Origin of the sequence: Paenibacillus sp. CF384 (assembly GCF_900106745.1) — a bacterium.
Classification (GTDB): Bacteria; Bacillota; Bacilli; order Paenibacillales; family Paenibacillaceae; genus Paenibacillus_Z.
Map to the genome: position 1 here is coordinate 58,107 of NZ_FNNV01000019.1, position 25,373 is coordinate 83,479.

At 47.6% G+C, this 25,373-nt stretch carries 22 protein-coding genes; 5 read left to right on the forward strand and 17 right to left on the reverse strand.

The annotated features are described in order from the left end of the window. Positions 1-40 precede the first annotated feature (40 nt). The 6 genes from BLW29_RS25315 to BLW29_RS25340 form a co-directional block, all read right to left on the reverse strand. Entirely contained in the window at positions 41-520 is a 480-nt protein-coding gene (locus tag BLW29_RS25315; protein ID WP_090984875.1) for a GAF domain-containing protein, read from the reverse strand. A 138-nt stretch (positions 521-658) separates the two neighbouring features. Then, positions 659-883: a hypothetical protein gene (locus BLW29_RS25320; RefSeq protein ID WP_143044464.1), complete on the reverse strand. Its 225-nt coding sequence runs from the start codon at positions 881-883 to the stop codon at positions 659-661. Positions 884-1,038: 155 nt separating this feature from the next. Then, a complete protein-coding gene (locus BLW29_RS25325; protein ID WP_256208903.1) occupies positions 1,039-2,706 on the reverse strand; it encodes an extracellular solute-binding protein in 1,668 nt (555 codons plus the stop codon). A 112-nt stretch (positions 2,707-2,818) separates the two neighbouring features. After that, positions 2,819-3,664: a carbohydrate ABC transporter permease gene (locus BLW29_RS25330; protein WP_090985048.1), complete on the reverse strand. Its 846-nt coding sequence runs from the start codon at positions 3,662-3,664 to the stop codon at positions 2,819-2,821. A 67-nt stretch (positions 3,665-3,731) separates the two neighbouring features. After that, positions 3,732-4,706 carry an ABC transporter permease gene (locus BLW29_RS25335; RefSeq protein WP_090984880.1) on the reverse strand — a complete coding sequence of 325 codons (975 nt, stop codon included), beginning with the start codon at positions 4,704-4,706 and terminating at the stop codon, positions 3,732-3,734. A gap of 246 nt (positions 4,707-4,952) precedes the next feature. Further along, positions 4,953-7,151 carry a helix-turn-helix domain-containing protein gene (locus BLW29_RS25340; protein WP_090984882.1) on the reverse strand — a complete coding sequence of 733 codons (2,199 nt, stop codon included), beginning with the start codon at positions 7,149-7,151 and terminating at the stop codon, positions 4,953-4,955. A gap of 231 nt (positions 7,152-7,382) precedes the next feature. Here BLW29_RS25340 and BLW29_RS25345 point away from each other — a divergent pair, with 231 nt between their 5' ends. Then, positions 7,383-7,853, forward strand: a complete 471-nt coding sequence (locus BLW29_RS25345) for a GNAT family N-acetyltransferase (RefSeq protein WP_090984884.1) — start codon at positions 7,383-7,385, stop codon at positions 7,851-7,853. A 485-nt stretch (positions 7,854-8,338) separates the two neighbouring features. On the opposite strand, the gene BLW29_RS31920 is transcribed toward BLW29_RS25345, so the two are convergent. The 4 genes from BLW29_RS31920 to BLW29_RS25360 form a co-directional block, all read right to left on the reverse strand. Then, entirely contained in the window at positions 8,339-8,473 is a 135-nt protein-coding gene (locus BLW29_RS31920; RefSeq protein WP_256208897.1) for a hypothetical protein, read from the reverse strand. Between the two features lie 98 nt (positions 8,474-8,571). Then, complete coding sequence (locus BLW29_RS25350; protein ID WP_090984886.1) at positions 8,572-8,751, reverse strand: hypothetical protein; 180 nt, start codon at positions 8,749-8,751, stop codon at positions 8,572-8,574. Beyond that, positions 8,735-9,859 carry a hypothetical protein gene (locus BLW29_RS25355; RefSeq protein WP_090984888.1) on the reverse strand — a complete coding sequence of 375 codons (1,125 nt, stop codon included), beginning with the start codon at positions 9,857-9,859 and terminating at the stop codon, positions 8,735-8,737. Before BLW29_RS25355 ends, BLW29_RS25350 begins: the two co-directional genes overlap by 17 nt. A gap of 69 nt (positions 9,860-9,928) precedes the next feature. Further along, entirely contained in the window at positions 9,929-10,768 is an 840-nt protein-coding gene (locus tag BLW29_RS25360) for an alpha/beta fold hydrolase (protein ID WP_090984890.1), read from the reverse strand. Positions 10,769-10,964: 196 nt separating this feature from the next. Between BLW29_RS25360 and BLW29_RS25365 the strand changes: the two genes are divergently transcribed. The 3 genes from BLW29_RS25365 to BLW29_RS25375 are packed head-to-tail and all read left to right on the forward strand — an operon-like array spanning position 10,965 to position 14,715. Then, positions 10,965-12,470 carry a spore germination protein gene (locus BLW29_RS25365; protein WP_256208899.1) on the forward strand — a complete coding sequence of 502 codons (1,506 nt, stop codon included), beginning with the start codon at positions 10,965-10,967 and terminating at the stop codon, positions 12,468-12,470. A 7-nt stretch (positions 12,471-12,477) separates the two neighbouring features. Continuing rightward, entirely contained in the window at positions 12,478-13,590 is a 1,113-nt protein-coding gene (locus BLW29_RS25370) for a Ger(x)C family spore germination protein (RefSeq protein WP_090984892.1), read from the forward strand. 27 nt (positions 13,591-13,617) lie between these two features. After that, a complete protein-coding gene (locus tag BLW29_RS25375) occupies positions 13,618-14,715 on the forward strand; it encodes a GerAB/ArcD/ProY family transporter (protein WP_177186821.1) in 1,098 nt (365 codons plus the stop codon). Between the two features lie 413 nt (positions 14,716-15,128). Here the strand turns inward: BLW29_RS25375 and BLW29_RS25380 are convergent, their stop codons facing one another. After that, on the reverse strand, positions 15,129-16,118 hold the full coding sequence (locus tag BLW29_RS25380; protein WP_090984896.1) for an SDR family NAD(P)-dependent oxidoreductase: 990 nt from the start codon (positions 16,116-16,118) through the stop codon (positions 15,129-15,131). A gap of 105 nt (positions 16,119-16,223) precedes the next feature. On the opposite strand from BLW29_RS25380, the gene BLW29_RS25385 reads away from it, so the two are divergent. Then, on the forward strand, positions 16,224-16,766 hold the full coding sequence (locus BLW29_RS25385) for a TetR/AcrR family transcriptional regulator (RefSeq protein ID WP_090984898.1): 543 nt from the start codon (positions 16,224-16,226) through the stop codon (positions 16,764-16,766). A gap of 101 nt (positions 16,767-16,867) precedes the next feature. Here the strand turns inward: BLW29_RS25385 and BLW29_RS25390 are convergent, their stop codons facing one another. The 6 genes from BLW29_RS25390 to BLW29_RS25415 form a co-directional block, all read right to left on the reverse strand. After that, positions 16,868-18,502 (reverse strand): extracellular solute-binding protein, encoded by a 1,635-nt coding sequence (locus tag BLW29_RS25390; RefSeq protein ID WP_090984900.1) that lies wholly within the window; start codon positions 18,500-18,502, stop codon positions 16,868-16,870. A gap of 123 nt (positions 18,503-18,625) precedes the next feature. Further along, complete coding sequence (locus BLW29_RS25395) at positions 18,626-19,510, reverse strand: carbohydrate ABC transporter permease (protein ID WP_090984902.1); 885 nt, start codon at positions 19,508-19,510, stop codon at positions 18,626-18,628. Positions 19,511-19,535: 25 nt separating this feature from the next. After that, positions 19,536-20,447: an ABC transporter permease gene (locus BLW29_RS25400; protein WP_090984904.1), complete on the reverse strand. Its 912-nt coding sequence runs from the start codon at positions 20,445-20,447 to the stop codon at positions 19,536-19,538. A gap of 19 nt (positions 20,448-20,466) precedes the next feature. Next, positions 20,467-22,341, reverse strand: a complete 1,875-nt coding sequence (locus BLW29_RS25405) for a glycoside hydrolase family protein (protein ID WP_256208900.1) — start codon at positions 22,339-22,341, stop codon at positions 20,467-20,469. Positions 22,342-22,343: 2 nt separating this feature from the next. After that, positions 22,344-23,858 (reverse strand): xylulokinase, encoded by a 1,515-nt coding sequence (xylB, locus tag BLW29_RS25410; protein ID WP_090984906.1) that lies wholly within the window; start codon positions 23,856-23,858, stop codon positions 22,344-22,346. A 167-nt stretch (positions 23,859-24,025) separates the two neighbouring features. Continuing rightward, on the reverse strand, positions 24,026-25,219 hold the full coding sequence (locus BLW29_RS25415; protein ID WP_090984908.1) for an ROK family protein: 1,194 nt from the start codon (positions 25,217-25,219) through the stop codon (positions 24,026-24,028). Positions 25,220-25,373 lie beyond the last annotated feature (154 nt).

A 25,373-nucleotide genomic window follows, 5' to 3' on the forward strand; every position in this document is an offset into this window, starting at 1 on the left:
CAAAAAAAGCCCGCGGTCAATCACGCGGACTTCATTCTTATTACAAATGGGACACTAACGCATCCACAAATTTCTCTAAGTACTGCTGATCCAGCTCGTCGAAACGCTCCAGAATCGGACTATCGATATCAAGCACGCCTACCAGCTCGCCGTTCTTGATGATAGGAACGACAATCTCCGATTGAGACGCTGCATCACAGGCGATATGCCCGGGAAACTCATGGACATTGGGCACACGAACCGTCGCTTTGTCGCTGGCTGCTTTACCGCACACACCTCGAGACAGCGGGATTCGTACGCAAGCAGGCAAGCCTTGGAATGGACCTAACACTAGCTCACTGCCCTTATATAGATAAAATCCTACCCAGTTGATGTTATCCAGAAACTGATTGAGCAACGACGAAGCGTTGGATAAATTAGCGATGCTATCACTTTCTCCGTCAAGCAACGCCTGCAATTGACGAATTAACAATTCATAATTATCTTCTCGTGAACCTTTGTAAGCTTCCGTATGAAACATCACTTTACTCCTTTATCGCTGCGGACTGTTCAACTACAGTACGGGTTAATTGGCTATACTTCATTCAGTATACCATCGTCGTATTTATACATGAAGTCATAATTATTGACAGGTCAAACGGGTCTGGATTGCTATCATCTATCTTTTTCGCAATGAGGTGACATATACGATAACGGAGAATATGGCCACGATCAAACCAATTCCCGAGATTAATGTATACAAGAAAAGCGGTACGGGACTTGGGTCAGCATAGAAGTTATCCGGATCTGCGATTTTGTTAAAATAATAGAGTCCTCCCAGAATGGCTCCGCCTATCCAGAGTAATACCCCTATTATGGCGATTGGTACAATTTTGTTCGTCACTGCTTTCATCTCCTTATACATCCTTCATCAGGCATGGTTGAACTAGTACTTGATCCAGCATAACGATTGTTATAAATTTCCACAACCCCTCAAAAAAGGCTGTGCAGCCAGGAGTGAACACACTCCTGGCCGCACAGCCTATATGCTGCCGCTAATTACTTCTTGCTATCGTACGCCTTTTGATAGATATCCAGATAGTGAGCAAGATTCAAGCCCTCAAAGCCTTTCACGTAGCTATCCCACTCGGAATCCGTCAGCTGCTTCGAGCCTGTCACGAACTGCGCCATATTGGAGCGAATGTACTCGTTGATCTGCGTGCGCAGCATAATCGTTTCCTTCGCATCGTTCTCATCCATGAAGATGGTAAGCGGGAACGTCTCTTCCGGCTGCTTGTTCTCGTAATTATTCGCCGTTTCGGTGAAGAGACGGAATTCATAGCCCTGTTGAGAGAACATATCGGCCGGCGCTGTCCAAGATTCACGGATATCACGCGTCCTTCTTGTGATGCCCATTTGATCCCATGTATCGTTGGACGTCGTCGTAATATCCCAATACTTCGGTTTCAAGCTGTATTTGGCCGGATTGCCGTGTACATCCTTCTCGCCATCCGGCGCTTTCTCCCAGAAGTTTCCTTCCAGCCCGTACTCGTTCATGATCGCATGCTCTTCGGAATACATGTAATCCGCCATTTTGATCGCTGCGATGGCCTCTTCCTCCGAAGCCTTATTCGTAATGGCGAACTGTCCGTTACCGTAGGCCTTATAATAACCCGCATAAGCAACTCCGCCAGGACCTGCAAGCGGCGGTACCGTTACATATTCCTTATGACGGTTCTGCCCTTCGGCCAAACTGAAGGCCATGCCGATGTGACCTGCGGTCACGCTGCCGATAACATTGTCGCCTTCTTTATTGCCCACTTGCGCCATCTGGTCGATATTCTGTGTGAACGATTCTTTGTCGATCAACCCTTCAGCGAAGAGCTTGTTAATGTAGGCCAACCCATCACGCCATTCCGGCTGATTAGCCGCCAACTGCACTTTACCGTCCTTCAAGTAGAAGAAATCCTCATCATTATCATAAATAAAGCCATTCATTAAGAAGTTGGACGGAATACCATGCCAAGTATTGAATGCGCCGGACAGCGGAACTTCGTCCGCTTTGCCGTTGCCGTTCGGGTCCTGCGTTTTGAACGCCTTCAGCACCTCGAAATATTCGTCCGTCGTTGTAGGCATTTTCAGACCCAGCTTATCCAGCCACGTCTTGTTAATCCACAGCTTCTGCGAATACCAGCAGTGGAAACAATCGTTAATGTGCGGCAGCGAATAGATGTTGCCGTCCGGAGCTGTAATCGCGTCCTTCAGATCCTTGTCCTCTGTGAATGCGCGCTTGATTTCATCGCCATATTTGTCAATCAGGTCATTCAGCGGTATGAGAATACCCTGCTTGCCATAATCGATTTGCTCCGCTTGGGTGAAGTTGCCGGAGAGGAAGACGGCCGGATAATCACCGCTCGCCAGAATCAGCTTCTTCTTGTCCGCTGCATTGGCACTAGGCGTTGCATCGAACTTGAATTTGATATTGAGCTTCTTCTCCATATAGGTCGTTACTGCATTCGTATTGATGTCCTCAATCCTCGGCGAAACACTAATAAACGTATTGAGCGTGACCGTTTTGCCGGTATCGACCTTATCGCCCGATCCGTTATTCGTGCCCTCGCTGCTGTTACCGTTATTGCTGTTACCGTTTCCGTTGCTGCTGCTGCATGCCGTGATGATTAACGCGATCATGACTAGTAAAGCTAGCATTTTCGAGCTTCTCTTCATCTTCAAGACAGACGCCTCCTCGATAATCTCAATATTATCATGCTTCTCTCTTCCCGCACATGCCTCGCTGCAGCTAACTTCCGGTATCACCTCCAGGACGGAATAAGCCCGATTATCCTTTCAGAGAGCCGATCAGAATACCCTGTACAAAATACTTCTGAACAAACGGATAAATCGCGAGCACCGGTACCGTAGCGACGACGATCAGCGAGAATTTCAACAAATCTCGCAGTCCCTGCATCGCGGACATTTTGTTGGCGTCCACCATCATGCTGGAGTCGATGGAATTGAGGATTAGAATGTTACGCAGTACGATTTGAAGCGGAAACAGCTCCTGCGATTTCAGGAAAATAAGCGCTTCAAAGTACGCATTCCAATGTCCCACCGCATACATGAGCACCAGTACGGCCAAGATCGGCTTGGAGAGCGGCAATACGACCCGCATTAAGAAGCCTAAGTCCGAGCATCCATCAAGCTCCGCGGCTTCGCCAAGCTCCTTGGGAATACTGGATTGGAAGAAGGTTCGGGCAATGATAACCTGCCAGACCGCCATCGCCCCAGGCAGGAGCATCGCCCATCTGGTGTCCAGGATGCCGACATTCTTCACCGTCAAGTAATACGGGATCAGACCTCCGCTGAACATCATCGTAATGACCAAGATCACCATGATGGCCTGTCTGCCGTAGAACGTCGATTTAGAGAGCGGATACGCAAGCATGACGGTCAAGGTTACGTTGATTAAGACCCCGAATCCCGTGTAGAAGAGCGAGTTGCCGTACCCCGTCATAATCATCGGGTTGGAGAAAATCGCCTTGTATCCCGCTAAGCTGAAATCCACCGGAAACAACCATACTCGCCCGCTGATTACGGCCTGCGGGGAGCTGAAGGACGAGCTTACGATATACAGGAGCGGATAAAGCACCGCCAGCAGAATGATCGTCAAGAAGGCATAAACCATCGTCAGAAACAGCTTGTCTCCGAACGATTCTCGAATTGCGTTCGTACGCGCCACTTGTGAACACCCCCTACCATAAGCTGCTGTCTGATATGCGTCTTGCGAAATAATTGACGCTTAACAGCAGAATGAGATTGATGACCGAATTGAATAAATCGACGGCGGCCGAGAAGCTGAAGTTCGCGCCAAGCAGACCGATCTTGTACACGTAAGTCGAGATAACCTCGGAGGTGCTCGTATTGAGCGGATTTTGCATCAAGTAGATTTTCTCAAAGCCCACGTTCATGATCTGCCCGACATTCAAGATAAGGAGAATGATCGCCGCAGGCATGATGCCGGGGATATCGATATGCCACACTTTCTGAATGCGCGAAGCCCCGTCCACTCGGGCCGCTTCATACAAATCGGTATTAATGCCGGCTAACGCCGCCAGATAAATAACCGCGCCGTATCCGATGCCCTGCCATACGTTCGACCATACGAAGATGCTGCTGAAATAGCTTGGAATCCCCATGTAGTTTACGGCTTCCATGCCAAACAAACGCAAGATATGATCGATAAAGCCGAGTCTAGGCGACAGGAACAGAATGATCATGGAAACCATGACGATCGTCGAGATGAAATACGGCGCGAACGTCACCATTTGGACAATTCGTTTGAAACGCATGCTTCGCACCTCGTTCAGTGCAAGGGCTAATATAATCGGTGCGGGAAATCCGATGAGCAGCGAGTAAATACTGATCACGAGCGTGTTCTTAATGAGGATCCAGAAGTTAGGCGACTTGAAGAAGGTGGTGAAGTTCGTTAAACCGACCCATTCGCTTCCAAAGAAGCCGCGTACCGGACTGAAATCCCGAAAGGCGATTTGGGCTCCGTACATGGGGATATATTTGAAAATAAACAAATAGGCAAGCGGGAGCAGAACAAGCAAATAGAGCTGCCAGTGCCGCTTCACACGTTTGCCCCGATCCCTCAGCAGGAGCGAGGTGCCGCTGACACGTGCTTGCGCTTTCTCCCTTTCGATGACTCCTGTCGATGAAGGCATGTTGTCTCATCACATCCCCTATTGAAGTGTTGGCCTTGATTGCTTTTTACGATAATGGACGCAAGCCACCGCCCGCAACAACCACTAATCCACCGCATAATCATTTTTCCAAAGCCGCGCCGTTACTGGATTTTCGTCCGCTAACGCTCAACTTTCCGCCAGCGCTCAACTTTCCGATTGCCATGTGGGCGCACCAAAAAAAGGCCGCCCCCGAGCAATGCTTCTGCTCAAGGACAGCCTCTATATTTACATCGCATGGCGCTTGCGGAAATCCACTGGCGATATACCTTCCACTTTACGAAACACTCGCCGGAACGTTGCCGCATTCAAGTAACCGACGTGCTCGCCGACTTCCTGGATGGAATCCCGCTCCTCGAGCAGTCGTTTCTTCGCTTCGGCGATGCGCAGCTGGGACAGGTAATCGAGGAAGTTCTCGCCGAACTCTTCTTTGAAGAGCTGGCTGATATATTTGGCGCTGATGCCGAACTTATCTCCGAGATATTCGAGCGATAAATCCGGGTTGGCATAGTGTTGTCCGATGTAATCTCGGATGTTCTGCAGCAGCTGATGATGCAGGCGACCGCTGTACATGTGCCCCATCTTATCCGCGAAGGACTGCAGCGTCACGCTGAACAAGCTTTGCAGCTCGTCAAGCGTATCGAACTCGTCGATGATCTGGCGCAGCGTAACCGCCGCTTCGGACGTCCATATCTCATAATAATCCTTCGAAGCTTGCGAGAGCTGGAGATCCATATGGGCGACAAAATAACGGCAAAGCTCGTCGATCTCACTCTTGGGCAGACAGCAGCCTCGTATGCCGCTGAACATGGCGTCGAAGCTTTCCCTCCAGTTCTCTTCGTGAAGGCGAAATTGCTGGATGAGCCGATGAATGGCCTGCAAATGCTTGTTGGTCGCTTTGGCTGTCGGTCCTTGCTGCGTATCGCTGTAGTAGATGACCCGGTTGTGACCCAGCGCAGCCTTGAATGTCAGTGCCTCCAATGCTTGTTTATTGGAAGCTCCCGCCCATCCTGTGGCCGCTTCTCCAAGTCCGATGGTCACCGAGAAAGCCAGATGTTCATTAATCCACGTGGTGATGTGCTCGCAGATGGATTCTGCCTTATCGTTTGAAGCGTCCGGAATGAACAGGATGCCTGTCATTTGCAGCGGTGTTGTCCATTCCAGCCAGATCGGAATATTGTGCTGCGTGTATAATTCATGGGCCGCACTGCTAATCACGAATTTAAACAGCGACTGGTCGCGGCTTTTATACTGATTAAATACTTGCTCCGGATGATCGATTTCAATCACGAATACCCGCTGTTTATCATGCTGCGGCAGCGCGGACAGATCACCGGCTTCCGCCTGCGCGCCTCGCTCAAATTGCAGCAGCTCCCTGAAGGTGGCTTTCTGCTTCCGGGCAGCCGCTGCCTCGGCTTCTTTGCGAAACAGCTTGGTCTGCTCGGCAAAGTTGTTAATCGCCGTCTCGATGAACGTAAACTCATCCACCGCGAGCCGTCCCAGCGTGGGCTTCCCAGATCCGAATTGATCCTGAATACGGAAGACGAGCTCTTCGATCGGCTTATAGCTTTTGCGCGTAATGTACACAATCGAGACGCCTCCGGCCAGGAAAATAATCAATCCCAGCACGAGCCAGATACTCGAGAGGCTCGACATGACGGACACCATTTTCCCGTTCACGATGCCGCTCTCTACCGTCCAGCCGGAGTACGGCGAAGTCAGGCTCGCCAATACTTTTCCGTTTTCGTGCGCTTCCCCCTGCTTTAAGAGCGGCTCGCCATCATGATCATACAACTGGACGAATGCTTGCGCCGGATCATACATCTCTTTGATGATGTTCCGCAGCGAGGCCGCGCTGACATTCACGACTACTAGTCCGTCCGCGTCGTTGCCGACGGAGACCTTATGTACGAGACTGATGACATTCTTGGGCTTCTGGGCAACCAGCTCGCGATAGGGCCTTATTGCACTCCACGAAGAGAGATTACTGTCCTTGCTATATCGCTGACTGCGAATAAAGGCGATATCTTCGAATTCGTTCAGCTTGGTCGTTGTCCCGCTGAAGACGATGCCATCCTTATAGCGGACCAAATAATAGGAGTCGATGATCGACATTTCGTACTGCAATTGCAGCATCCGATTCACAATCTGATAGTTTAGAAAGACGTTGTCGCTGCCTTTGGCCAGGAAGAAATCGTTCAACAGCTTGCTCGATACCAGCTCGCGAATCATCATCGTGTCCAGCGTCTTTAAGCTGACATCGACGGTTTGGAGCAGCTGACCTGCGAATACTTTACTGGATTCTTTGGTATTGCGATTGCTCTGCTCGACGAGCGTCTGGAAGAATACGAAGAAGAGAAAGGAGAACATGATGAAGAATATCGGGAGGTAGGACCATATCATCTTACGCAGCCATGTACGGGTCAAAGTAACATCATTCCTTCATAGGAAAGTTTGCATGTATCATATGGAGTCCCTTGATGTAACCGCGTTCATACATTACTTCTCATTATACCGATAGCCGTATTCATCGTCTATGTTGCGGATGATAGGAAATTAACTAAATTTCCATAATCTTGATAGTAGGCTCCACACGGCGCAAACCGTTTAGCCTTACTCATTTGCGCTATAATAGAAGCTGGAATGGAGGTTGTATCCGTGCTTATTAGGGAATTAGAGCCACAAGATAATGCAGCCATCGAACGAATCATTCGAGCCTGCTTAATTGAATTCGGAGGCAATCGTGCAGGATTGGCGTGGGAGGATGATAGCTTAAGCCGGCTTGCCGACTATTATCGGCCTGAGGGTCGGGGCTATTGGGTCGTGGAACAAGATGGCTTGGTGATCGGCGGCTGCGGCATCGCTTCTTTTGCCGATTCGGACGAGGTTTGCGAGCTGCAAAAGATGTATCTGCTGCCTCATGCGAGAGGTACAGGCGCTGCGGCGTCATTATTGGATACTGCTCTAACGTTTGCCCGCAAGCATTACAAGCAGTGCTATCTGGAAACGTTATCGAATATGCACGCAGCCAATCGTTTCTACGCCAAACATGGCTTCGCACAGCTTGATGCTCCCCTTGCCGGATCGGAGCATTTTGCGTGTGACGCTTGGTATATCAAGCGTCTGTGAGGAAGGGCTAACGGTTGTCAGCGTGGCTATTTCATGCAAATCAGCCGTTTTGAAACTCTAACGGTTGCGACAGAGGCTATTTGTAGCATATTGGCCGATTCCTTGTGGAAAATGATCAAATAAGCTCGCTGGCAACCGTTAGAAAACAAAAAAGGCAAATTGATGCCAAATAGCCACTGTCACAACCGTTAAAGCTGGATGCGACCATGCATGCGCTCTTCGCAGAGGGGTTGCCCCAAGTCCCGTGCATGTAGAGGAAATGTTGCTAATTAGGCAGCATTTCTAACGAAAACGGAGGCTAATGGAGGAAATGCTGCGCATAAATCAACATTTTCTCCCTAACTAGCCTCCTGACTACCTTTCCATAGCTAAATGTTGCACAACGCGCAATATTTGGCTGTCTTTGCTCATACCGAGGGGGAAATGTTGCTTATTAAGCAGCATTTCCCCCTCATGCTCTACCGGAAACTATAATAGTCAATATTCTACTTCGTTTTCTGTTTAACTTTCTCCAACATGGCCTCTCTCTTAGCCCGGCGATTGTCTAGAATCTCTTCTTGGGTGCGGTCTTTGACAGGAACCGGCTTCGGGCAAAATGGAACAATCTTCTTCTTACTCATACTATTCACCCTTCTTGAGAGAATAGTAGTCAGTATTGCCTTAGAATCCGTCTATTAAACAGAAAAAGCCTTCTGGTCTCTACCAGAAGGCTTTACGATTATCGAGTTAATTGATATAGGCGTTCAATGGTTTGCTCTGTCGTGGAAGTCAGCTGACCGATCCGCTTCAGCAGCTGCTCGCGCTGTTCCCGGCGCTTCTGAATGATCGATTGCTGCGAAACATCCTTTACCACTCGAATAGTACCAGCGAGATTAGCAGCATTAATTGGCTCCGGCATCCAAGTCAACCTCCTTCAGAGAAATCATTCGTTTCTGGATCGTCAGGCAAAACGCATGGATCACTCTACGAATCTGTCTTGACTCTATGATAGCATTATCCAAAATCAGAGACAAGGCACGCTCATCGTCATCATCAAAGTGAAAACACCACACCCACGTTTCCCCTTCCAGCATGTCCATGCGAAACGAGACAACATGCCTGCCCGGATACGGGTTATTCGAGTAGGCTTGTCCCAGCTGATCTTTAGCTGCGGCTACAGCTGCAACGTCATGATCGCTATCCAAATCAAGGTCTCTTTTCTTCCCCGTGGTCCCCTTGTCCATGATTAATTTCAGAGTATTGCCTTCCTGGCGGTATAAAGAAAAGCCGGATACGAAATCCAAATCGGTAAATGCAAGCGAGTCGTTGACGTATCGATATTGATTTTCCGTTACGGCCTTAAGAACCTTGGTTAACGTGTAAACCGCGCTATCGGACGCGATCAATTCATCTTCCAGTGTCGCGATTGCCGCTTCTTGCTCGGCAATGGTGGACTTCAGCTCCGCAATGCTATTCTGCATGAAGTCGTGCTGACTTTGCGAGTAAGCTACTACGTAAGCGACGCTTGAAGGATCCTGATCATTCTGACTAAAAACGGCATTTACGAGCGTATACAAACCATCAAAGGTAAAGTCATCCTTCTTCACAAAAGGAGCCCATACCTGTTCGTACTCTCGTGGGCGTTTGGCTTTGAAGGCTTCCACGTGAAACTCAGGCTGTCCGATTGCAGCCATCTTATTGATATAAGCTTGGACGAGCAAATAGTAGATGACGAGAATAAGCACGATGGCTGCCACTATGCCGATCCAGAGCGGCCACTGTGCGTAGTTCCCAGTCGCGACGCCTGCTGCGATCGGGCCAATGATGGGGAGCGTGGTCCAGGAGATCCCTTTAACCAGCTTAGCTTGCTTGAAATAGCCGCTTACCGTCTTCATCGGCCCCTTCCAAGCTTTGCCGCGCCATCTCTCTCCATTTTGATTTCGCATTGCTTTGATGATCGGGTCCATATCGCCCTTAATCTCGTTGAGGTAGCTATGATAATTGGTTTGAATCGATTTGATAACCATTTCTGCTCCATCACCTCAATTCATGATACAACAATCACGAGGAAGAATCCTAGAGGTGATATATTTCGCTTAGCGAAGGAAAAGGTGAATGTGCTCGGCGAAGGTAGAAGCATGCTGGAATAGAAAGCCGTGTCCCGAATCCGGATACAGGATTAGCTGAGCATCTGGTATTTGCTTGTATAGCAGATACGAATTAAAAGTAGGCGCCATCAAGTCTCTGCTGCCGTTCGCCACCAGAACCGGCTGAGGAATGTTCTTCAGCTTGTCGAAGACGGATTGCTGCTTCCAGCTTCCCAGCGCATTTCCTTGAGCCTGAATCGATTCCGCCTTAACCAACGGGCTTCGATCGTCTTGTCGTTCTTGTAATCGAGACCAGTAATCACGTCCCGCAGCTTGGCTTATTTCTGAGTCTTCAAAGAAGATGTAAAGAAAATCTTCCTCTGTATTCACAGGTTTGATCGCGACCTGAAAGGCTTCCTTTACCGTTTGTTCGTCTTCCTTAGAAGCGCCTGACGTACCTGCCAGTATAAGCTTCCTGACAAGCTTAGGATTCGCTACCGTCAATTGCTGCGCCACGAATCCCCCCATCGAGAAGCCAAGAAGGTCAATCTGTTCAAGCCCCAGCGCCTTGATAAGTCCAACAGCACCCTCTGCCATGCCAGCGATCTGATCCTGCGTTTCTCCCGATGAAAGGCCAATACCGAGATTGTCGAAATAGATAACCGTCCGATTCATCGCTAACGCGTTCACAAATGCTGGATCCCAATCGTCCATTGTGCCACGAAAACGATTTAACAAGACAAGCGGAATGTCTGATGGTTTACCTAATTTTCGATAAGCATACCTGGTTCCACCTGCTTCTATATAAGATGTCGGTACGGTTTGAGCAGTCAAGTTTATAGCATTCATGCACCATTTCTCCTCTAGTTTAGTTATTCATAATTAGTCATTCCTTATAAACATCTCCATTTCCATGGAAAAGCTTCCGTATCTTCTCCCTTCCCGCTCCAATTTATCCATTCCCTAAACACGAGAACGATCGTTCTATAAGTTGAATAATAAACTTCGTATTCATCCAAAATATAAGCTAAACGAGACGATGGGAATGACAACCATGCCGAACAACCAATTGAATCACGCCACAATAAAGGAATTTCTTACGGCTTGCCATCAGTCAAGTGACTTTATTACGATCGATCTCTCCTTTATGCTTACCGCGCCAACATTAATAAAGCTTTCTTATTATCGAACACTAGTAGATATCGATATGCTGAATTTCATCATCAAATCGCTTCAACAAGTAGATCCATCCACTTCATTAACTAAAATCAGTGAAATCGTCGCCCATATTCCAATAGAAGAAACTCAGATAAGCCATGACATGGAGAGCATTCAATTAGGTGTATTGAAAGGCCTTTTACTCGTGCACAGCGACGCTGAGCTTGATTCGTATGCACTTGTTCCGATTATAAGCAAAAAAGGCCTTCGGACAAGCAATGCTACGGAAGAAGAATTTAGCGTAGTTGGACCAAAGGTCGGTTTCATAGAAGACGTGGATTATAATCTGAAGCTAATTCGGCTGCAATTAAACAGCCCCGACTTGATCATTAAAGAATTTACAGTCGGGACGTTGTCCAAGACCAGAGTTTCCTTGCTGTATCTAGCAGAAGCTGCGAATCAAGAAAATGTAGCTAAAATGGAAAAACGCATAAAAGCGATTGATTTCGATGTTATTTTTGATACGACTCAATTAGATCAACTGATTGCGGATAATTCTTTCACCCCCTTCCCTTTATTTACAACAACGGAGCGCAGGGATCGAGTCGTATACTCACTTGTATTGGGGCAGGTAGCTGTCGTTTGTGATGGATCCCCCTACTTTATTACAGGCCCATCCAATTTGTCTGATTTTTTTCTATCACCAGAGGACTACTATACGCCTTGGCTGCTTGGCTCGTTTTTTCGAATCATTCGGATTCTTGGCGTTGCATTCTCACTCCTGGCCTCCGCTATGTATGTAGCCATCATTACGTTTCATTACGATATTATTCCTAAAGAACTTCTTGGACGTCTGATCTATTCCAGACAAAGCGTTCCGTTCCCCCCACTCATCGAAGCTCTCTTCTTAGAGATTACGGTTGAGTTTCTAAGGGAAGCCGGTGCCCGCCTTCCAAGTCGCATCGGTCAAACCCTAGGCATTGTTGGAGGAATCATTCTTGGTCAAGCAGCAGTTGAAGCTTCGTTAACGAGCAATGTTCTCATTATTATTGTCTCACTCTCTGCTCTTGCTTCTTTTGTAACGCCAATCTATAAGATGTCCAATGCCATTCGATTTCTAAGGTTTCCGATTATATTTCTCGCCGCTATTTGGGGGAGTTTGGGGATTGCATTAGGCGTGAGCGTGGTGATTATCCACTTATCCCAGCTCCGTTCGTTGGGATATCCGTATACGGTTCCCTTCTTTCCGCTACGTACAAATGATCTCAAGGATAGCTTAGTCCGCTCCTCTTATTCGCAAATCAATACACGACCAAGCTTTCTTAAACCCACTACAAGCGTTCGCTATATGCCCCACAAGGCAAAAGTTAAACGTGATTTCGATGAGGAGTGACTTCTAGTTGGGATGCAGGATATATGGTAATCTTCCTTTGCTTTTATTGGCTCTAAGTATGCTTCTTGCTTCCTGCGGCAATGGACAGTTCATCGATCAAATCGAGATTGTTCAGACAGCCGGCTATGACAAGGATGACCGAAAGGTACTGACCAGTGTACTTATTGGAGATTATATGGAGAAAGAGAAAACGAAAGTGAAGCTGCTCACGGCTACTTCCACTAACAGTTATGACATGATGCCGCTGCTAAATTTCAAAACCAATAAACCTATCGAATACGGTCAAATGAGAATGATGGTATTTGGAAAGGACTATGCTAAGCAGAACATGGGCTCGATTCTGAATTTCCTTGCTAAAGATGTATCCATCTCCGGTAACCTTCAATTGGCTGTTGCCAACGAGAGAGCTTCCGAGTTGTTAGCTGCAACCATCCCGACACATGACCCCTTATTTATTATGAATATGATTATTCAAAATGCAGAAAAAGCTAATCTGCCTCATAGCGACTTGCAAACCATCCTATTCCATTTTTACGATGAAGGAAGAGATGTTTTTTTACCGTTTATTTCATTAGACAACAAGAAGAATGCCCAGACCGAGGGCATTGTTCTATTTAATGATCGAAAAGGCGTGAAATTCATACAACAAAAGGGAAACATGGATGCATTATGGCTCAAAATGCTAATTGAAAACGGTAAAAACGGCAGCTTGGAGCTCCCTTTGGAAAACTCCAATCATGAACATGAATCCGTTGCTTTTTTGAGAGTGATTACATCAAAAGCTTCCTTTAAAAATAAAACGACTATGAACGGCTCACAGTACACTTATTCGGTTAAGGTGAATATTACGGCTAAGGTTGTTTTAAAAGGGATTCCTGAACGATACGCGGGATCTGATCTGGCTCCGTTACAAACGAAGCTTGAAAAGTACTTATCCGAACAATTGGAGCAATTCATACGATCCTGCTGCGAAGAAGGCATCGATCCGGTTGGGTTTGGCAGCTTCTTTCGAAGCAAGATCCGAGGGTGGAATGCTTCCGAGTTTTATGCAGCTTATCCTTCTATGAAGTCGACGGTCAGCGCTAAAGTAAAAATCATCAAATCCGGTATACAAAAATAAAGACACCAACGAATGGGGACCATGCACGTGAATGGAGTAGTCAGCGATAAATTTTCTGTTTCACCCATCCACTTGTTTTTTTTGATGTATGTAAGTTTAGCGAGTTTCGGGACTATGAGTTTTCAGCATAGTATCGCTTTCAGTGCCGGCCATGACGCTTGGATTTCGGTCATTATAGCCACGCTCTTCATCGCGCTGCTCGTCTGGATGATGTTCTTTATCCTTATGCGCCAAAAGCCCGAACAAGCCAATCTTGTGATGATAAACAACAGGCATTTCGGTAAACCGTTAGGGACTGCTATTAATCTAATCCTGGTCTTGTATTTCGTATTGGGTTCTTTCGTAACCTTTAGAAATTATCTTCAAATCATCCATGCATGGGTCTTTCCGTACACCAATATATGGCCAATCGGTGCATTTATTTTGATTGTTGTCTATTACGCCATTTCAGGTGGTTTTCAGTCCATTACAGGATTATGTATGTGGGGAACGATAAGTATTTTTATTTTTATCATGCCTCAGTTATTAGCGGTTCTTACTCGCCTGCATCCGGATAATATTTTTCCCGTTTTCAATCACCCTGTAACCGACATCGCTAAATCCGCCAGGCAAATGGCGCATGAATATATTAGATGCGAAATCCTTCTTGTCATCTACCCCTTCATTAGGCAGCAGAAGAAAGCAAAGCCTTGGGCCTTTGGGGCTGTTTTGGTAGGCGGTATATTATTTTTGAGTTTGTCTGTATTAAGCATCATGTACTTTAGTCAAAGTCAACTGGAGCTCATTATGTGGCCTACTTTAAGTTTAATTTCAACGCTTGATTATCCTCTTATGCAGCGCATGGAAACCCTCTTAATTACCATATGGATCGTCAAAATACTAGCCATTATATCTCTCGGACTATGGGCAGCCTGTCACACGATGAAACAGACCCTAAAAACCAAACAACGGACAAGCTTAAAAGTATTTATAGGGCTCATTCTAATCCTGCTATTTCTTACAAAGAATGATGAGCAGGTTCACATGGTAACCGAATTTTACTTTAGCATCGGAGAATATATTATTTTCCTCTACATCCCTGTACTGTTCTGCTTCTCGTTGTTTTCAAGGAACTTACGCGTTTAGCCTTCTCTACGCTGGCATAGAAGCTTTGGCAATCCGCGAGCATGTACGTTGTTGAGTAAGTTCCTTATTTTCTATTTGTATCTAGTTTTGTTCTTCGGTTTCGCCCTGGCCACTTCAAGACGGTACACGCTAACGAATCCTAGAAGCCTTATTGAAGCGAAAATGAGCTCCAATTATTTCTAACGAATCGTGGAGGTCTTATTTAGCTGATTTCGAGACATAATGGGCATTTTGCAACCCAATAAGCCTTCTACGATTCGTTAGAATTTCAAGTCGGCTCATTTGCACCAAATAAGCCCGCTACGATTCGTTAGAATTTTCAAGAGGGCTACAAATGCCCGAAGATGAGAAATGGCGCCGCAGGAAGGAGACCTGTGACGCCAATTTTCATAAATAGTCCTTTTCCTACAATATTAATCACGACTCCTAGGAATCGTCCCGTGCGGAATTTGCAGGAGTTCTTCGCTGATTGTCCAAAGCTTCTCAGCAGACACCGGATCTATAGCCCAAGGACGGACTCCGCGAGGGAGTTGGCTGTCTGCCGGTACAACCTCAGCGATATCTCCATCTTCGCAATAGACGCCTCCCATGTCATTCAGCATTGGGCTGACTGCGCACCAAACTGCTGTTGCGGCGCCTTGCTCCCCGGTTTTGAAGCCTCCGGAAGATGTATAGCTGCCGTCTTCGTTCCGAGTCACGCCCCAAGAAGCCAACTCCTCATTGCTCATGTTCCGGGTTAAACCCGAGAGGATGGCGCCGGGATGAACCGCAAATGCCCGTATGCCGTGCTCACGGCCTCGTTTATCCAACTCAATTGCAAACAAGGAGCATGCGACCTTAGATTCACCGTAGGAGACAAACTTGTTATACGGTCTCTTCGTGAAATGCAGATCCTCGAAATCGATGGGTCCAGTCATATGGCCAACGGACGAATAGGATACAACTCTAGCGTTCCCGGATTGCTTCAAAGCATCCCATAAACCTACAGTTAGTTGAAAATGTCCAAGCGAATTTGTTGCAAAATGGGTATCGAAACCTCGCACGTCATGAGTCACTGCAGGGAAACAAACACCAGCGTTCAGAATCAGGAAATCGAGCGCACGTTCGGAATTACGGAATACAGCCGTGAACTCGTCTATGGAAGAGGGATTCGCGAGATCAAGTTTGATGACCTCGACATTATTAAGAGAAGCAAGAGCTTCATGCGCTTTATTCACATCACGGGCACCGACTATGACCGTAGCGCCTGCGCTTGCAAGTGCACGCGTTGTTTCAAGACCTATGCCTCCATGTCCGCCTGTCACAATTGCCACCTTACCACTGAGGTCATATCCAGTTAGCACTTCTTGAGCGGTCGTCTCTGGACCGAATCCCGAAAGTAACGGTTTTTGTTCAGTCAACATATGTGATTTGCTCCTCTTAATATAGAATTAGACATAAAACATAAAATGTCTATACGTCTATACTATACAAGTAGACAAATCATGTAAAGTGTATAAAATGGAAATATGGACGATAACAAGAAACTGCATATTGTTGCGACGGCGCTAGAGGTGTTCTTTAAGTACGGTTACAAACGGGTATCGATGAATGAAATTGCGGAGGCGGCGGGTATTTCTCGCGCTGGTCTCTATTTATACTTCAAGAACAAGGAGGAAATGTTTAACGCCGCAATTGTTTACCATGGCGATCTCCTCATAGAGGAGATCAAAGAAGGGTTATCTACCCCTAAAACGACGGAAGAAAACATTTTATATGCCATTGATGTGTGGGCAATCCGTAGCTTCGACGATTCTTTGCATTCGCCGGAACATAAGGAAATAACGGACAGCTCTTACCAGTTCGCCCGGCAGGCACTTGATACAAGCTATGGGAAACTCGAAACCCTGCTGGCCGCATTCCTGGAGCAGAACGTTTCCACTGCAAGAGGTATTACTCCCATGAGATTGGCGCACCTCATAATTAGTGCATTACGTGGCTATAAAACGGTTGCCAAGAGCACAGATGATCTTCGCCATATGATTCAGGACTTGCTCCGAATAGTCCTGTAATTCGAGTAAGAACTCTCCGTCCTCCGGCGGAAAATCACTTCTTTTAAACGTCGAGAAACCCAACGTTTTTTCTAACGTTGGGTTTCTCGACGTTTATGGGTTTACTGATTTGCAAGATACCGCGTGTAAGCCTCTTGCACGTAACCGATTAATTCGTTCCAGCCTGCTTTATCGAGATCCTTTAAGTATTTATCCCAACCTTCATCGATCCCGCCATCTGTTATCCACTTGCGCCGATTGTTGTCCATTAACTGATAAACTTGGGCGGAGAGAAGTGCCATCTTATCCGCCACTTCCGGCTCGTAGAATATCGTGTGCGGAATGAAAGGGTCTTTCAGATGCTTATCGATGAATCCAACAGCCTTCATGTCATCCAACAGGCGCTTCGCATCCTGCGGATATTCGACGACTGTATCATAGTACTCCGTCAATACCGCGACCGGTGTCCCGCCGCCAATCGTATTCCGGTTGCGCATTTCGCTGTAAGTCTTCAGTCCATCCTTCAAATCATCGAATACCATTACGCCTGCGTCATTCTTCTTATACTGATAGCCGAGCGGGCCCCAGTTGGTTTGAACGGACCAGCTTGGATCGTATAAACCGTCAGCCCATTTTAGAATTCTCGCCGGATCTTTGGCTTCCTTCGTCAGTACGAAAGCAACCGGATTATGCATTTCAACAAGGTTCTCACGCGTGCCGAATTCCCCGCCTGGTCCTGTTAGATAAGGTACGGCTACATAATCCTTGGAGCGTTCCTTATCCACGACATCACTTATGGAGAAGGTTAGTACGCTTCCGACGATAACTTCCGGATTTCGGAGCTTGGCTTGAAGCTTCGGACTGTCGGTAATCAGATATTCCGGATCAATCAAGTCATCTTTGTACATGTCGTGCAAATATTTGATACCGGTCTTGTACGCATCGGTGGTCGATGTACTGAAGACTTTGCCGTTCTCGTCTACGCCTAGGCTATCGTTACGGTCTGCCTGACCCCATAGTCCGAAAAACTGCCCGAAGTCGTTTGCGTTGCGCCAATGCCCGATGCCCGATGTTACATCTTTATTAGCCAGCGCCAATCCGATTTCATCCTTCTTGCCGTTGCCGTTCATATCCGATTCCACGAATTTCTTAAGCGTATCGCGGTACTCGTCAATCGTCTTCGGAATCGGCAATCCGAGCTGATCCAGCCAAGGTTTATAGATATGAAGAATGCCTTGATTACTGATTAAGCCGTACATCTCTTCAATATAAGGAAGTCCGTAAATATGGCCATCCGGCGCAGTGATCAGCGCTTTGTATTCCGGGCGCATCTCCAATACTTTGGAGAAATTCGGCATATCCTTTATGTAATCTTCAATAGGAAGGAAGATGCCTTGATCCACATTCTTCATGATCATGCTGGTATTCAGCGATTGCAGGAACGCCTCCGGCAGATCACCCGTAGAGAGCATCAGATTCACTTTCTCCGAGGCGGACTCCGACGGAATCTCTTCCCAATCAATATCAATGCCGGATACTTCTGTATAATTTTTATACCAGATCATTTCATTAACAGGAAGGTTTTGCGGGTTTTTTGGCCGGACGATATGGATCGGAGCACCGGAATTTCCCTTCGTCGTTGTGGATTCCGCTGCCTTATTATTCCCCGAAGGCTCATTGCTGCTGTTCGATGAGCAGCCTGCGAGAATCCCCGGCAGCATCAATGCCGTACAGAGAATAGCAATCATCTTCTTCATTGTACGCTTCTCTCCTCTTCATTTGAATTGAGTTGACTCCCCTAATGCGATCATTCAACCGATAACGAGCTCACCATCACCTCCTTTTCAAATATAGATCCGTAAGCCAGTAAGCCATTTGCATTAGCCTTTAATCGAACCGATCATAACCCCTTGCGTAAAATACTTTTGCAGGAATGGATACACGGTCAGCAGCGGAAGACACGAGGCAACGATGACGCCATACTTCAATTGCTCGGCAATACGTTGTCGATCGGCCATGGACATCGCGTCCGACAGCATTTCGTTTCCAACTTCGTTCGTAATCAGCAGGTTCCGTAGAATAACCTGCAGCGGGAATTTGTTTTCGCTCGTGATATAGATCAATGGTTCGAAGAACGAGTTCCAATGACCGATGCCGTAGAATAGTGCCATTACGGCCACGATAACCTTCGATAAAGGGAGGACAATGGACAGGAAAAATTTGAAGTCCGAGCATCCATCCATAACAGCCGCTTCCAGCAGTTCATCCGGAAGCGTACTTTGAAAGAAGGTACGCGTGATGATGATATTCCAGACGGATACGGAAGCCGGCAGGATCAACGCCCACATGGTGTCCATGATGCCTAGCTTGTTTATAAGAAGATAGCTGGGAATAAGTCCCCCGCTGAAGAACATCGTGAAGATGAACAGCATCATAATCGGCTTGCGACCAACCAAATCTTTTCTTGAGAGCGCGTAAGCACCCGTAAGCGTAAAGACCAGGTTAACGAAGGTGCCGCACAATGTATAGACAATGGAGTTCAGGTAACCGGTCCAAAGCGGCTTATAGTCGAGAATCTTCGCATACCCTTCCGTATACAACCGCTCAGGTAGAAGAAGGATGCCTCCGCGATTGACGATGTTGGGATCGGAGAACGAAGCCACGACGATGAAATAGAGCGGATAAAGGATACATAGCGTTATCACTGCCATAAGCGTGTAATTCATGACGGTGAAAATTCTGTCGCTCAGGGACAAGGATTTCATGCGTCTTGATTCCTCCATTCGGAAGCTACCATAAGCTGTTTCCGGACATTTTTCTGGATACATAGTTCGTCATAATAAGTAGCGTGAAGTTGATCATGGAATTAAATAGACCTATCGCCGTTGCAAAGCTGTACTGCGCATTCAGCAGGCCAACCTTGTATACGTAAGTAGAGATGATCTCCGATATCGGCAAGTTCATGCCTTGCTGCATCAGGAACGCCTTCTCCCAGCCTACGGACATGATGTTGCCTATTCCAAGGATGAAGAGGATCGTAATCGTCGGAGCAATCGATGGCAGATCGACATGCCAAATCCGCCTCAGCTTGGTTGCGCCGTCGACCGTCGCCGCTTCATGCAGCTCCGGGTTGACGCCGCTTAGCGCCGCAAGATAGATGATGGCGCTGAAGCCCATCGTCTGCCAAATGCCCGAGGAGATATAGACCGTACGAAACCACTCTTCCCGGGCCATGAAATTAACTGCATCACCGCCGAAGAGCGTAATGAAGTTATTAATGATTCCCGTGCTCGGCGCTAGAAAAACGTTCAACATCGACACTAATACGACGGTTGAGATGAAATACGGCGCATAAGTAACCGTTTGCACGAATCGCTGAGCAAACCGATTCCGAATCTGATTCAGCATCAGGGCGAACAGAATCGGAATCGGAAACCCGATTGCGAGCGAGAACACGCTTAGCTTGATTGTGTTCGTCACGACCATGTCGAATACGAAAGAATCGAAGAAAGCATGGAAATGCTCGAATCCAACCCAGGGACTGCCGAGGATCCCCCTGCTGGACTTGAAATCTTTGAAGGCAATGACGACGCCATACATGGGGACGTAATGGAATAGCAGGATGTAGAGTAAAGACGGGAGCAGAAGCACATACAGTTGCCATCGCCTCAGCATATTAGCCAGCATCCCTTTGCTTTGCATGGTGAACAACTCCTCCTTGTTACCTCTTCGGAACGGATCGAATCGTGATGTTATGGAAACTTACGGTTCCGAACTGTGCAAAGAATCGCAGATAAGCATTCTCTCTGTTTATTCGGCTAATGGATGTTCGTTTGCCGTTGATACAGATGTCGATGAACCCTTCCTTCACGACAGCCTCAATGCGAACACGTCCGTCCAACCCTTTCACATGATAGATGGACGAAACCTCATCCTCTTGGAAACCGACGCAGATCGTATCATGCACGCCGAGCTTATTGTTGGAAGGCTCGAATCGAATATCGTTGCCTCGCTTGAAATCGGAATCCGCGGCTACTGAAAATCCATAGAACATCGTCGGATGTTCGGGAACGGCTTCGAAGGCCAGCTCGTATTCGCCTTCCACTTTTCCAATGAGCTGTTCAGCGAATCCATTCAAATTAGTAAGGGATAAGAGCTCTTCTTGCTGTGTAACAACCTGGTTGGATAAACCGTTAAATTCGGCCGGGATCTTGAGTCCAAGCGATCCATCCTCTTCCTGGACAAGCTCACGGATAACCAGTTCGCCTCCGTAACGACCCGGTCCGGACAAGAAGCCTGTAACCATTCTCCTTCCTTCAGGGAAAGCAGCCGTCTTCGGCACCCGCAGCTGAACACTATCAATCGTATCCATCGCCGGACGCAGCCAAGGACCAAACGGTTCTGTGGAATAACGGTAACGAGCAAGTCCGTCATTGCTGAAGATCAAGTAATACAAGCCGTTCCATTCAAAATAGTCCGAACACTCCGGCTCGCCATGGTAACCCGGAACTATGAATGGCTCTTCCTCTTGCCAGTTCTGCAAATCGGTAGATACCAGATGGGCGAGGCATCCCTCGTGCTTGGCTCCGTCTACAAGACTTGTCGTAATCAACATATGATAGACGCCTTCCGCGTCCTTAAATACATGCGGGTCCCTTACGGAGGAGAGCAAATATCGGTCAGAAATCGTGATGTAAGCCTCGGACTTGGTGAATTGAATGCCATCCCCGCTAATCGCGTAGGTCAATTGAGCAGGTGATCCGTCCACCGCACGAACCGCATAGAAAGCATAATAAACGTCGTTCTCCTTAATAACGGATCCCGTACAGATCGACCCTTCCCACTCCTGCGTAACGGCGACAGCCATGGGATGATGCGTCCAGTCCTTCAGATCCTTCGTAGAAATATGAGCCCATTGATGCGCGCCTAAGCCCCATTTGCTGGCGTGGCCGCGACGATCGAACAAATAATAGATGTGGAACGTTTCCCCGTCGAAATAAGGCATGCAATCGCCAACACCGGTATTAAACCCTCTTGGCTTCCAATATTGAATAGAGCTCGGCTCAGTCCCAAGGTACAGCGTCTTACGACTCTCCACTCCTTGCTGATCTCGAATGAGGTTCTCCCGTTCTGCCTCCGTCAAGGAATAGGACCAGAGCTGCGCTTCAAGTGTCCCCTCGTACGTTCGTACTTCAGCATTCTCCAATTGAACGGAGCCCATCGGCCAATCCTCATCCACCAACACGCCGTCTACGAATAGTTCGACAATATGTCCGTTATAGCGAAGCAGAAGGTCATGTTCTCCCGCGCCGATTGCCTGCCAAGGAACGGATAATGGCAGCGGCTTATCTCTGGCATCCGTATAAAAGTCAACCAGGAGCAGCAGTTGATTCACCTCTGTCCGCTCTTCCGAATGGATGCGGATTACAGGAATTCCATTATCCCCTTGCAGGCATAGCAGCTCCTCGCTTCTTTCTCCGCCCCTCACTAGTGCACCAATCGTTAATGCTTTGAGCGTTCCAAGGTTCAAGACTTGTTCAGCCGGTTTATTCTTAAGCTCCATAAAGTTGCCGCCGCCAGTTGCATTCAGCATCATTTCTACACTCCATTCTCATTCGTAATGGTATTCAGCATGGGAAAGAGATCCCGGTTATGCTCATAAAGCTTGGTATAGACGGCATATTGCCGGTCATAGACCGCATGGTTGCCAGGGTTCGGCTGAACCGGATTCTCGCGCAGCTTGACGATAGTCTTACAAGCCTGCTCGACGGAGTCATATAGCTTCACACCTACGCCTGCCATGATCGATGCTCCCACGCATGCCTGCTCCTCCGTGGTGCTTACATAAACGTCCCGATTCAGAACATCGGCAAGAATTTGGCTCCACAGCGGGCTCTTCGCGCCGCCTCCTGAAATAATGATCCGCTTCAGATCAACCCCGAGCGAGCGGATAATCTCTACGCCATCGCGAAGCGAATAACAGACCCCTTCAAGAACCGCTCTGATCAGATGCGCATCATTGTGGTTCAGCTTGAGCCCGATGAACATGCCGCTTGCATGCGGATCCATATGCGGAGTACGATCACCGGCCAAATAAGGCAGGAACAGCAGTCCATCGCTTCCCGCGGGAACCTCTTTCGCCTTCCTATCAAGCGCCTTATAATCGGAATTCTTCAGCACCTGAGAAGACAGCCACTTTAACGATAGTCCCGCGCTCATCGTCGCCCCCAGCAGATACCACCGATCCGGAACCGCATGAACAAACGTGTGCGTCCTAAGCCTCTTATCATAGACAGGCTGATCGATGGTCGTGAACAGCTGTCCTCCGGTTCCGATCGTAACCGATAGGTCACCGGATTCGATGATACCGTTTCCAACTGCTTGCATCGCTTGATCGGCCCCTCCGAATACAACCGGAGTTCCTGCTTTGAAGCAGCTTTCCGATTCGGCTTGTTTGGCAACATAACCGGCTATCTCCCAAGGCTTGCCCACCGCCGGGAACAGCTTGCTATCGATTCCCACTAAGCTCATCAACGGTTCCGACCAGTGAAGAGATGCTGTATCATAAGCCGATGTGCCGGAGGCATCCGTTGTGTCTGTTCCCATTTCACCGGTCAAACGATACCTGACATAATCCTTCGGCAGCATAACCCGGTCGATTCGGCTGTAGAGATCAGGTTCATTCTCTTTCATCCACAGTAACGATAGAATCAGGAACCCGGTTGACACGGAGTTCTTCACCATATTGCCTAACTGTTCTGTCGTTATTCGAGATTCCAATTCGTCCTTCTGAGGAATCGATCGCTGATCGCACCATATGATGGATGGGCGAAGCACCTGACCTTCTTTGTCCAGTGCCACCAGTCCGTGCATTTGACCTGAGAAACCGATCCCCGCCAATGCCCCGCCATCTATACCCGCTTTCATTATGGCTTGAGCGCTTGTCTTCTTGACCAACTCCCACCAATCATCCGGATTCTGTTCGGCGTAACCTGAGACAGGAATATTGATGTCATACTCCATTTGCGCGAATCCCAGCACTCGTCCTGAAGTATCCATGACCATGGATTTCACGCTTGAGGTTCCGATATCAATCCCCATCAGTAATGACATGCTGCGACCTCCATTAATTCAATTAATATTCTATTTGATTATTTCTATTGTTACTATAAATGAATTAATTGATTTAATCAAGTAATAAATATGCTATTTTTTCCTTCTTTCCAGGCATAAAAAAAAGCCCAGCCAGAAATTTCTGGCTGGGCTGAAACGCTCTTCCTTTAGCCTTGCAAATTCAAATAACTGGATGGCTGGTCCAATATGCTCTCGATCGCTACGATTGCAGAGCCGACCAGCATGGTATCCGTGTCGTCAGAAGCAAGTTCTAGGGTCAATTTACTCGATACATCGGGCAGCACGTGCTCGTTGATGACCGCCTTCACGGTATCATGAAGCAATGCCCCGGCTTCGGCCAATTCATCGCCAAGGATGATCCGATCCGGATTAAAGGTGTTAATGATGCTGACAAGACCGAAACCAAGAAACCACGCTGCTTGTCTAACAGCTTCTTTCGTTTCGCTATTCTTATCCTCTTCTAATTCTTTCCAGACCGACTTGAGCGAAGCATGTTCCTTGTTTAAGGTTTTCAGCAGCGCTGAGGTAGAGCAATAGAGCTCAAGACATCCTCTATTGCCGCATTCACACGGCGGACCTTGATAATCGATGCTCATATGTCCGATTTCGCCTGCCAAGCCGAGTGAACCTCGGAACACCTTGCCGTCTACGACGATTCCCGCTCCAACGCCTTGTCCTGCAGCCACATAGATCATAACGCCTTGGTCCTGATCGGATCTGCCAAACCACCAATGCGCCAGAGCCCCTGCTTTAGCATCATGCTCGATATAAACGGGAAGGGCGAACTCATTCATTAATTCTTCCTGAATGTTTATTTTCTCCCATCCCGGGAAATTCGTCATGAGACCGATTCTACCCTCATCTCGAAACAGCGGACCGGGCGTAACCACCCCCATTGCTACGACGTTGCCGACCGAATTGGATCGGATCATATCCCGAATCAGCTCCTTCATCCGATTGAAGGCATTAGCTGATCCATCCGCCATATCGATCGGAATGTGCTGCTTACTGTACTGGATTCCTTCCAGGTCGTACAGGGCGACCGTGATTGATTTCCTTGCCAAGCGGATGCCAATGATCTTATAAGACTCGCTATTTAACTTAATCCCGATGGAACGACGCCCTTTCTTGCCATCGATAACCCCCGTCTCCACCACGATTCCCCAACTGATCAACTCATTAATGATATTCGTGATTGTGGATTGATTGAGTCCAGAGGCTTGCGTTAATTCTGCTCTTGAGCATACCGACCTCCTTCGCATGAGGCGAATGACCAATGAACGATTCATTTCCTGTACATCTTCAAGATTAGTCCCTCGCTTCGTCTTCGTTACAATCACTGGATATCCCTCGCTATATTATATTATTCATTCAATTATTGGACTTAATAAAAATAGTATACCATTTTCAAAAAAATGACGACAAGTTGCGACAACAAACCGCCAAGCATGCCCCCTTCTGCTTTTCCTTTTGAAACCTGTTCAACATTTACAT

What these genes read in the sequence shown, in the direction of transcription:
- BLW29_RS25315 (WP_090984875.1), bottom strand. Translation starts at nt 520, where the DNA reads ATGTTTCATACGGAAGCTTACAAAGGTTCACGAGAAGATAATTATGAA.
- BLW29_RS25325 (WP_256208903.1), bottom strand. Translation starts at nt 2,706, where the DNA reads ATGAAGAGAAGCTCGAAAATGCTAGCTTTACTAGTCATGATCGCGTTA.
- BLW29_RS25330 (WP_090985048.1), bottom strand. Translation starts at nt 3,664, where the DNA reads ATGGTTTATGCCTTCTTGACGATCATTCTGCTGGCGGTGCTTTATCCG.
- BLW29_RS25335 (WP_090984880.1), bottom strand. Translation starts at nt 4,706, where the DNA reads ATGCCTTCATCGACAGGAGTCATCGAAAGGGAGAAAGCGCAAGCACGT.
- BLW29_RS31920 (WP_256208897.1), bottom strand. Translation starts at nt 8,473, where the DNA reads ATGAGTAAGAAGAAGATTGTTCCATTTTGCCCGAAGCCGGTTCCTGTC.
- BLW29_RS25350 (WP_090984886.1), bottom strand. Translation starts at nt 8,751, where the DNA reads ATGCCGGAGCCAATTAATGCTGCTAATCTCGCTGGTACTATTCGAGTG.
- BLW29_RS25355 (WP_090984888.1), bottom strand. Translation starts at nt 9,859, where the DNA reads ATGGTTATCAAATCGATTCAAACCAATTATCATAGCTACCTCAACGAG.
- BLW29_RS25360 (WP_090984890.1), bottom strand. Translation starts at nt 10,768, where the DNA reads ATGAATGCTATAAACTTGACTGCTCAAACCGTACCGACATCTTATATA.
- BLW29_RS25365 (WP_256208899.1), top strand. Translation starts at nt 10,965, where the DNA reads ATGACAACCATGCCGAACAACCAATTGAATCACGCCACAATAAAGGAA.
- BLW29_RS25380 (WP_090984896.1), bottom strand. Translation starts at nt 16,118, where the DNA reads ATGTTGACTGAACAAAAACCGTTACTTTCGGGATTCGGTCCAGAGACG.
- BLW29_RS25385 (WP_090984898.1), top strand. Translation starts at nt 16,224, where the DNA reads ATGGACGATAACAAGAAACTGCATATTGTTGCGACGGCGCTAGAGGTG.
- BLW29_RS25390 (WP_090984900.1), bottom strand. Translation starts at nt 18,502, where the DNA reads ATGAAGAAGATGATTGCTATTCTCTGTACGGCATTGATGCTGCCGGGG.
- BLW29_RS25395 (WP_090984902.1), bottom strand. Translation starts at nt 19,510, where the DNA reads ATGAAATCCTTGTCCCTGAGCGACAGAATTTTCACCGTCATGAATTAC.
- BLW29_RS25400 (WP_090984904.1), bottom strand. Translation starts at nt 20,447, where the DNA reads ATGCAAAGCAAAGGGATGCTGGCTAATATGCTGAGGCGATGGCAACTG.
- BLW29_RS25405 (WP_256208900.1), bottom strand. Translation starts at nt 22,341, where the DNA reads ATGATGCTGAATGCAACTGGCGGCGGCAACTTTATGGAGCTTAAGAAT.
- xylB (WP_090984906.1), bottom strand. Translation starts at nt 23,858, where the DNA reads ATGTCATTACTGATGGGGATTGATATCGGAACCTCAAGCGTGAAATCC.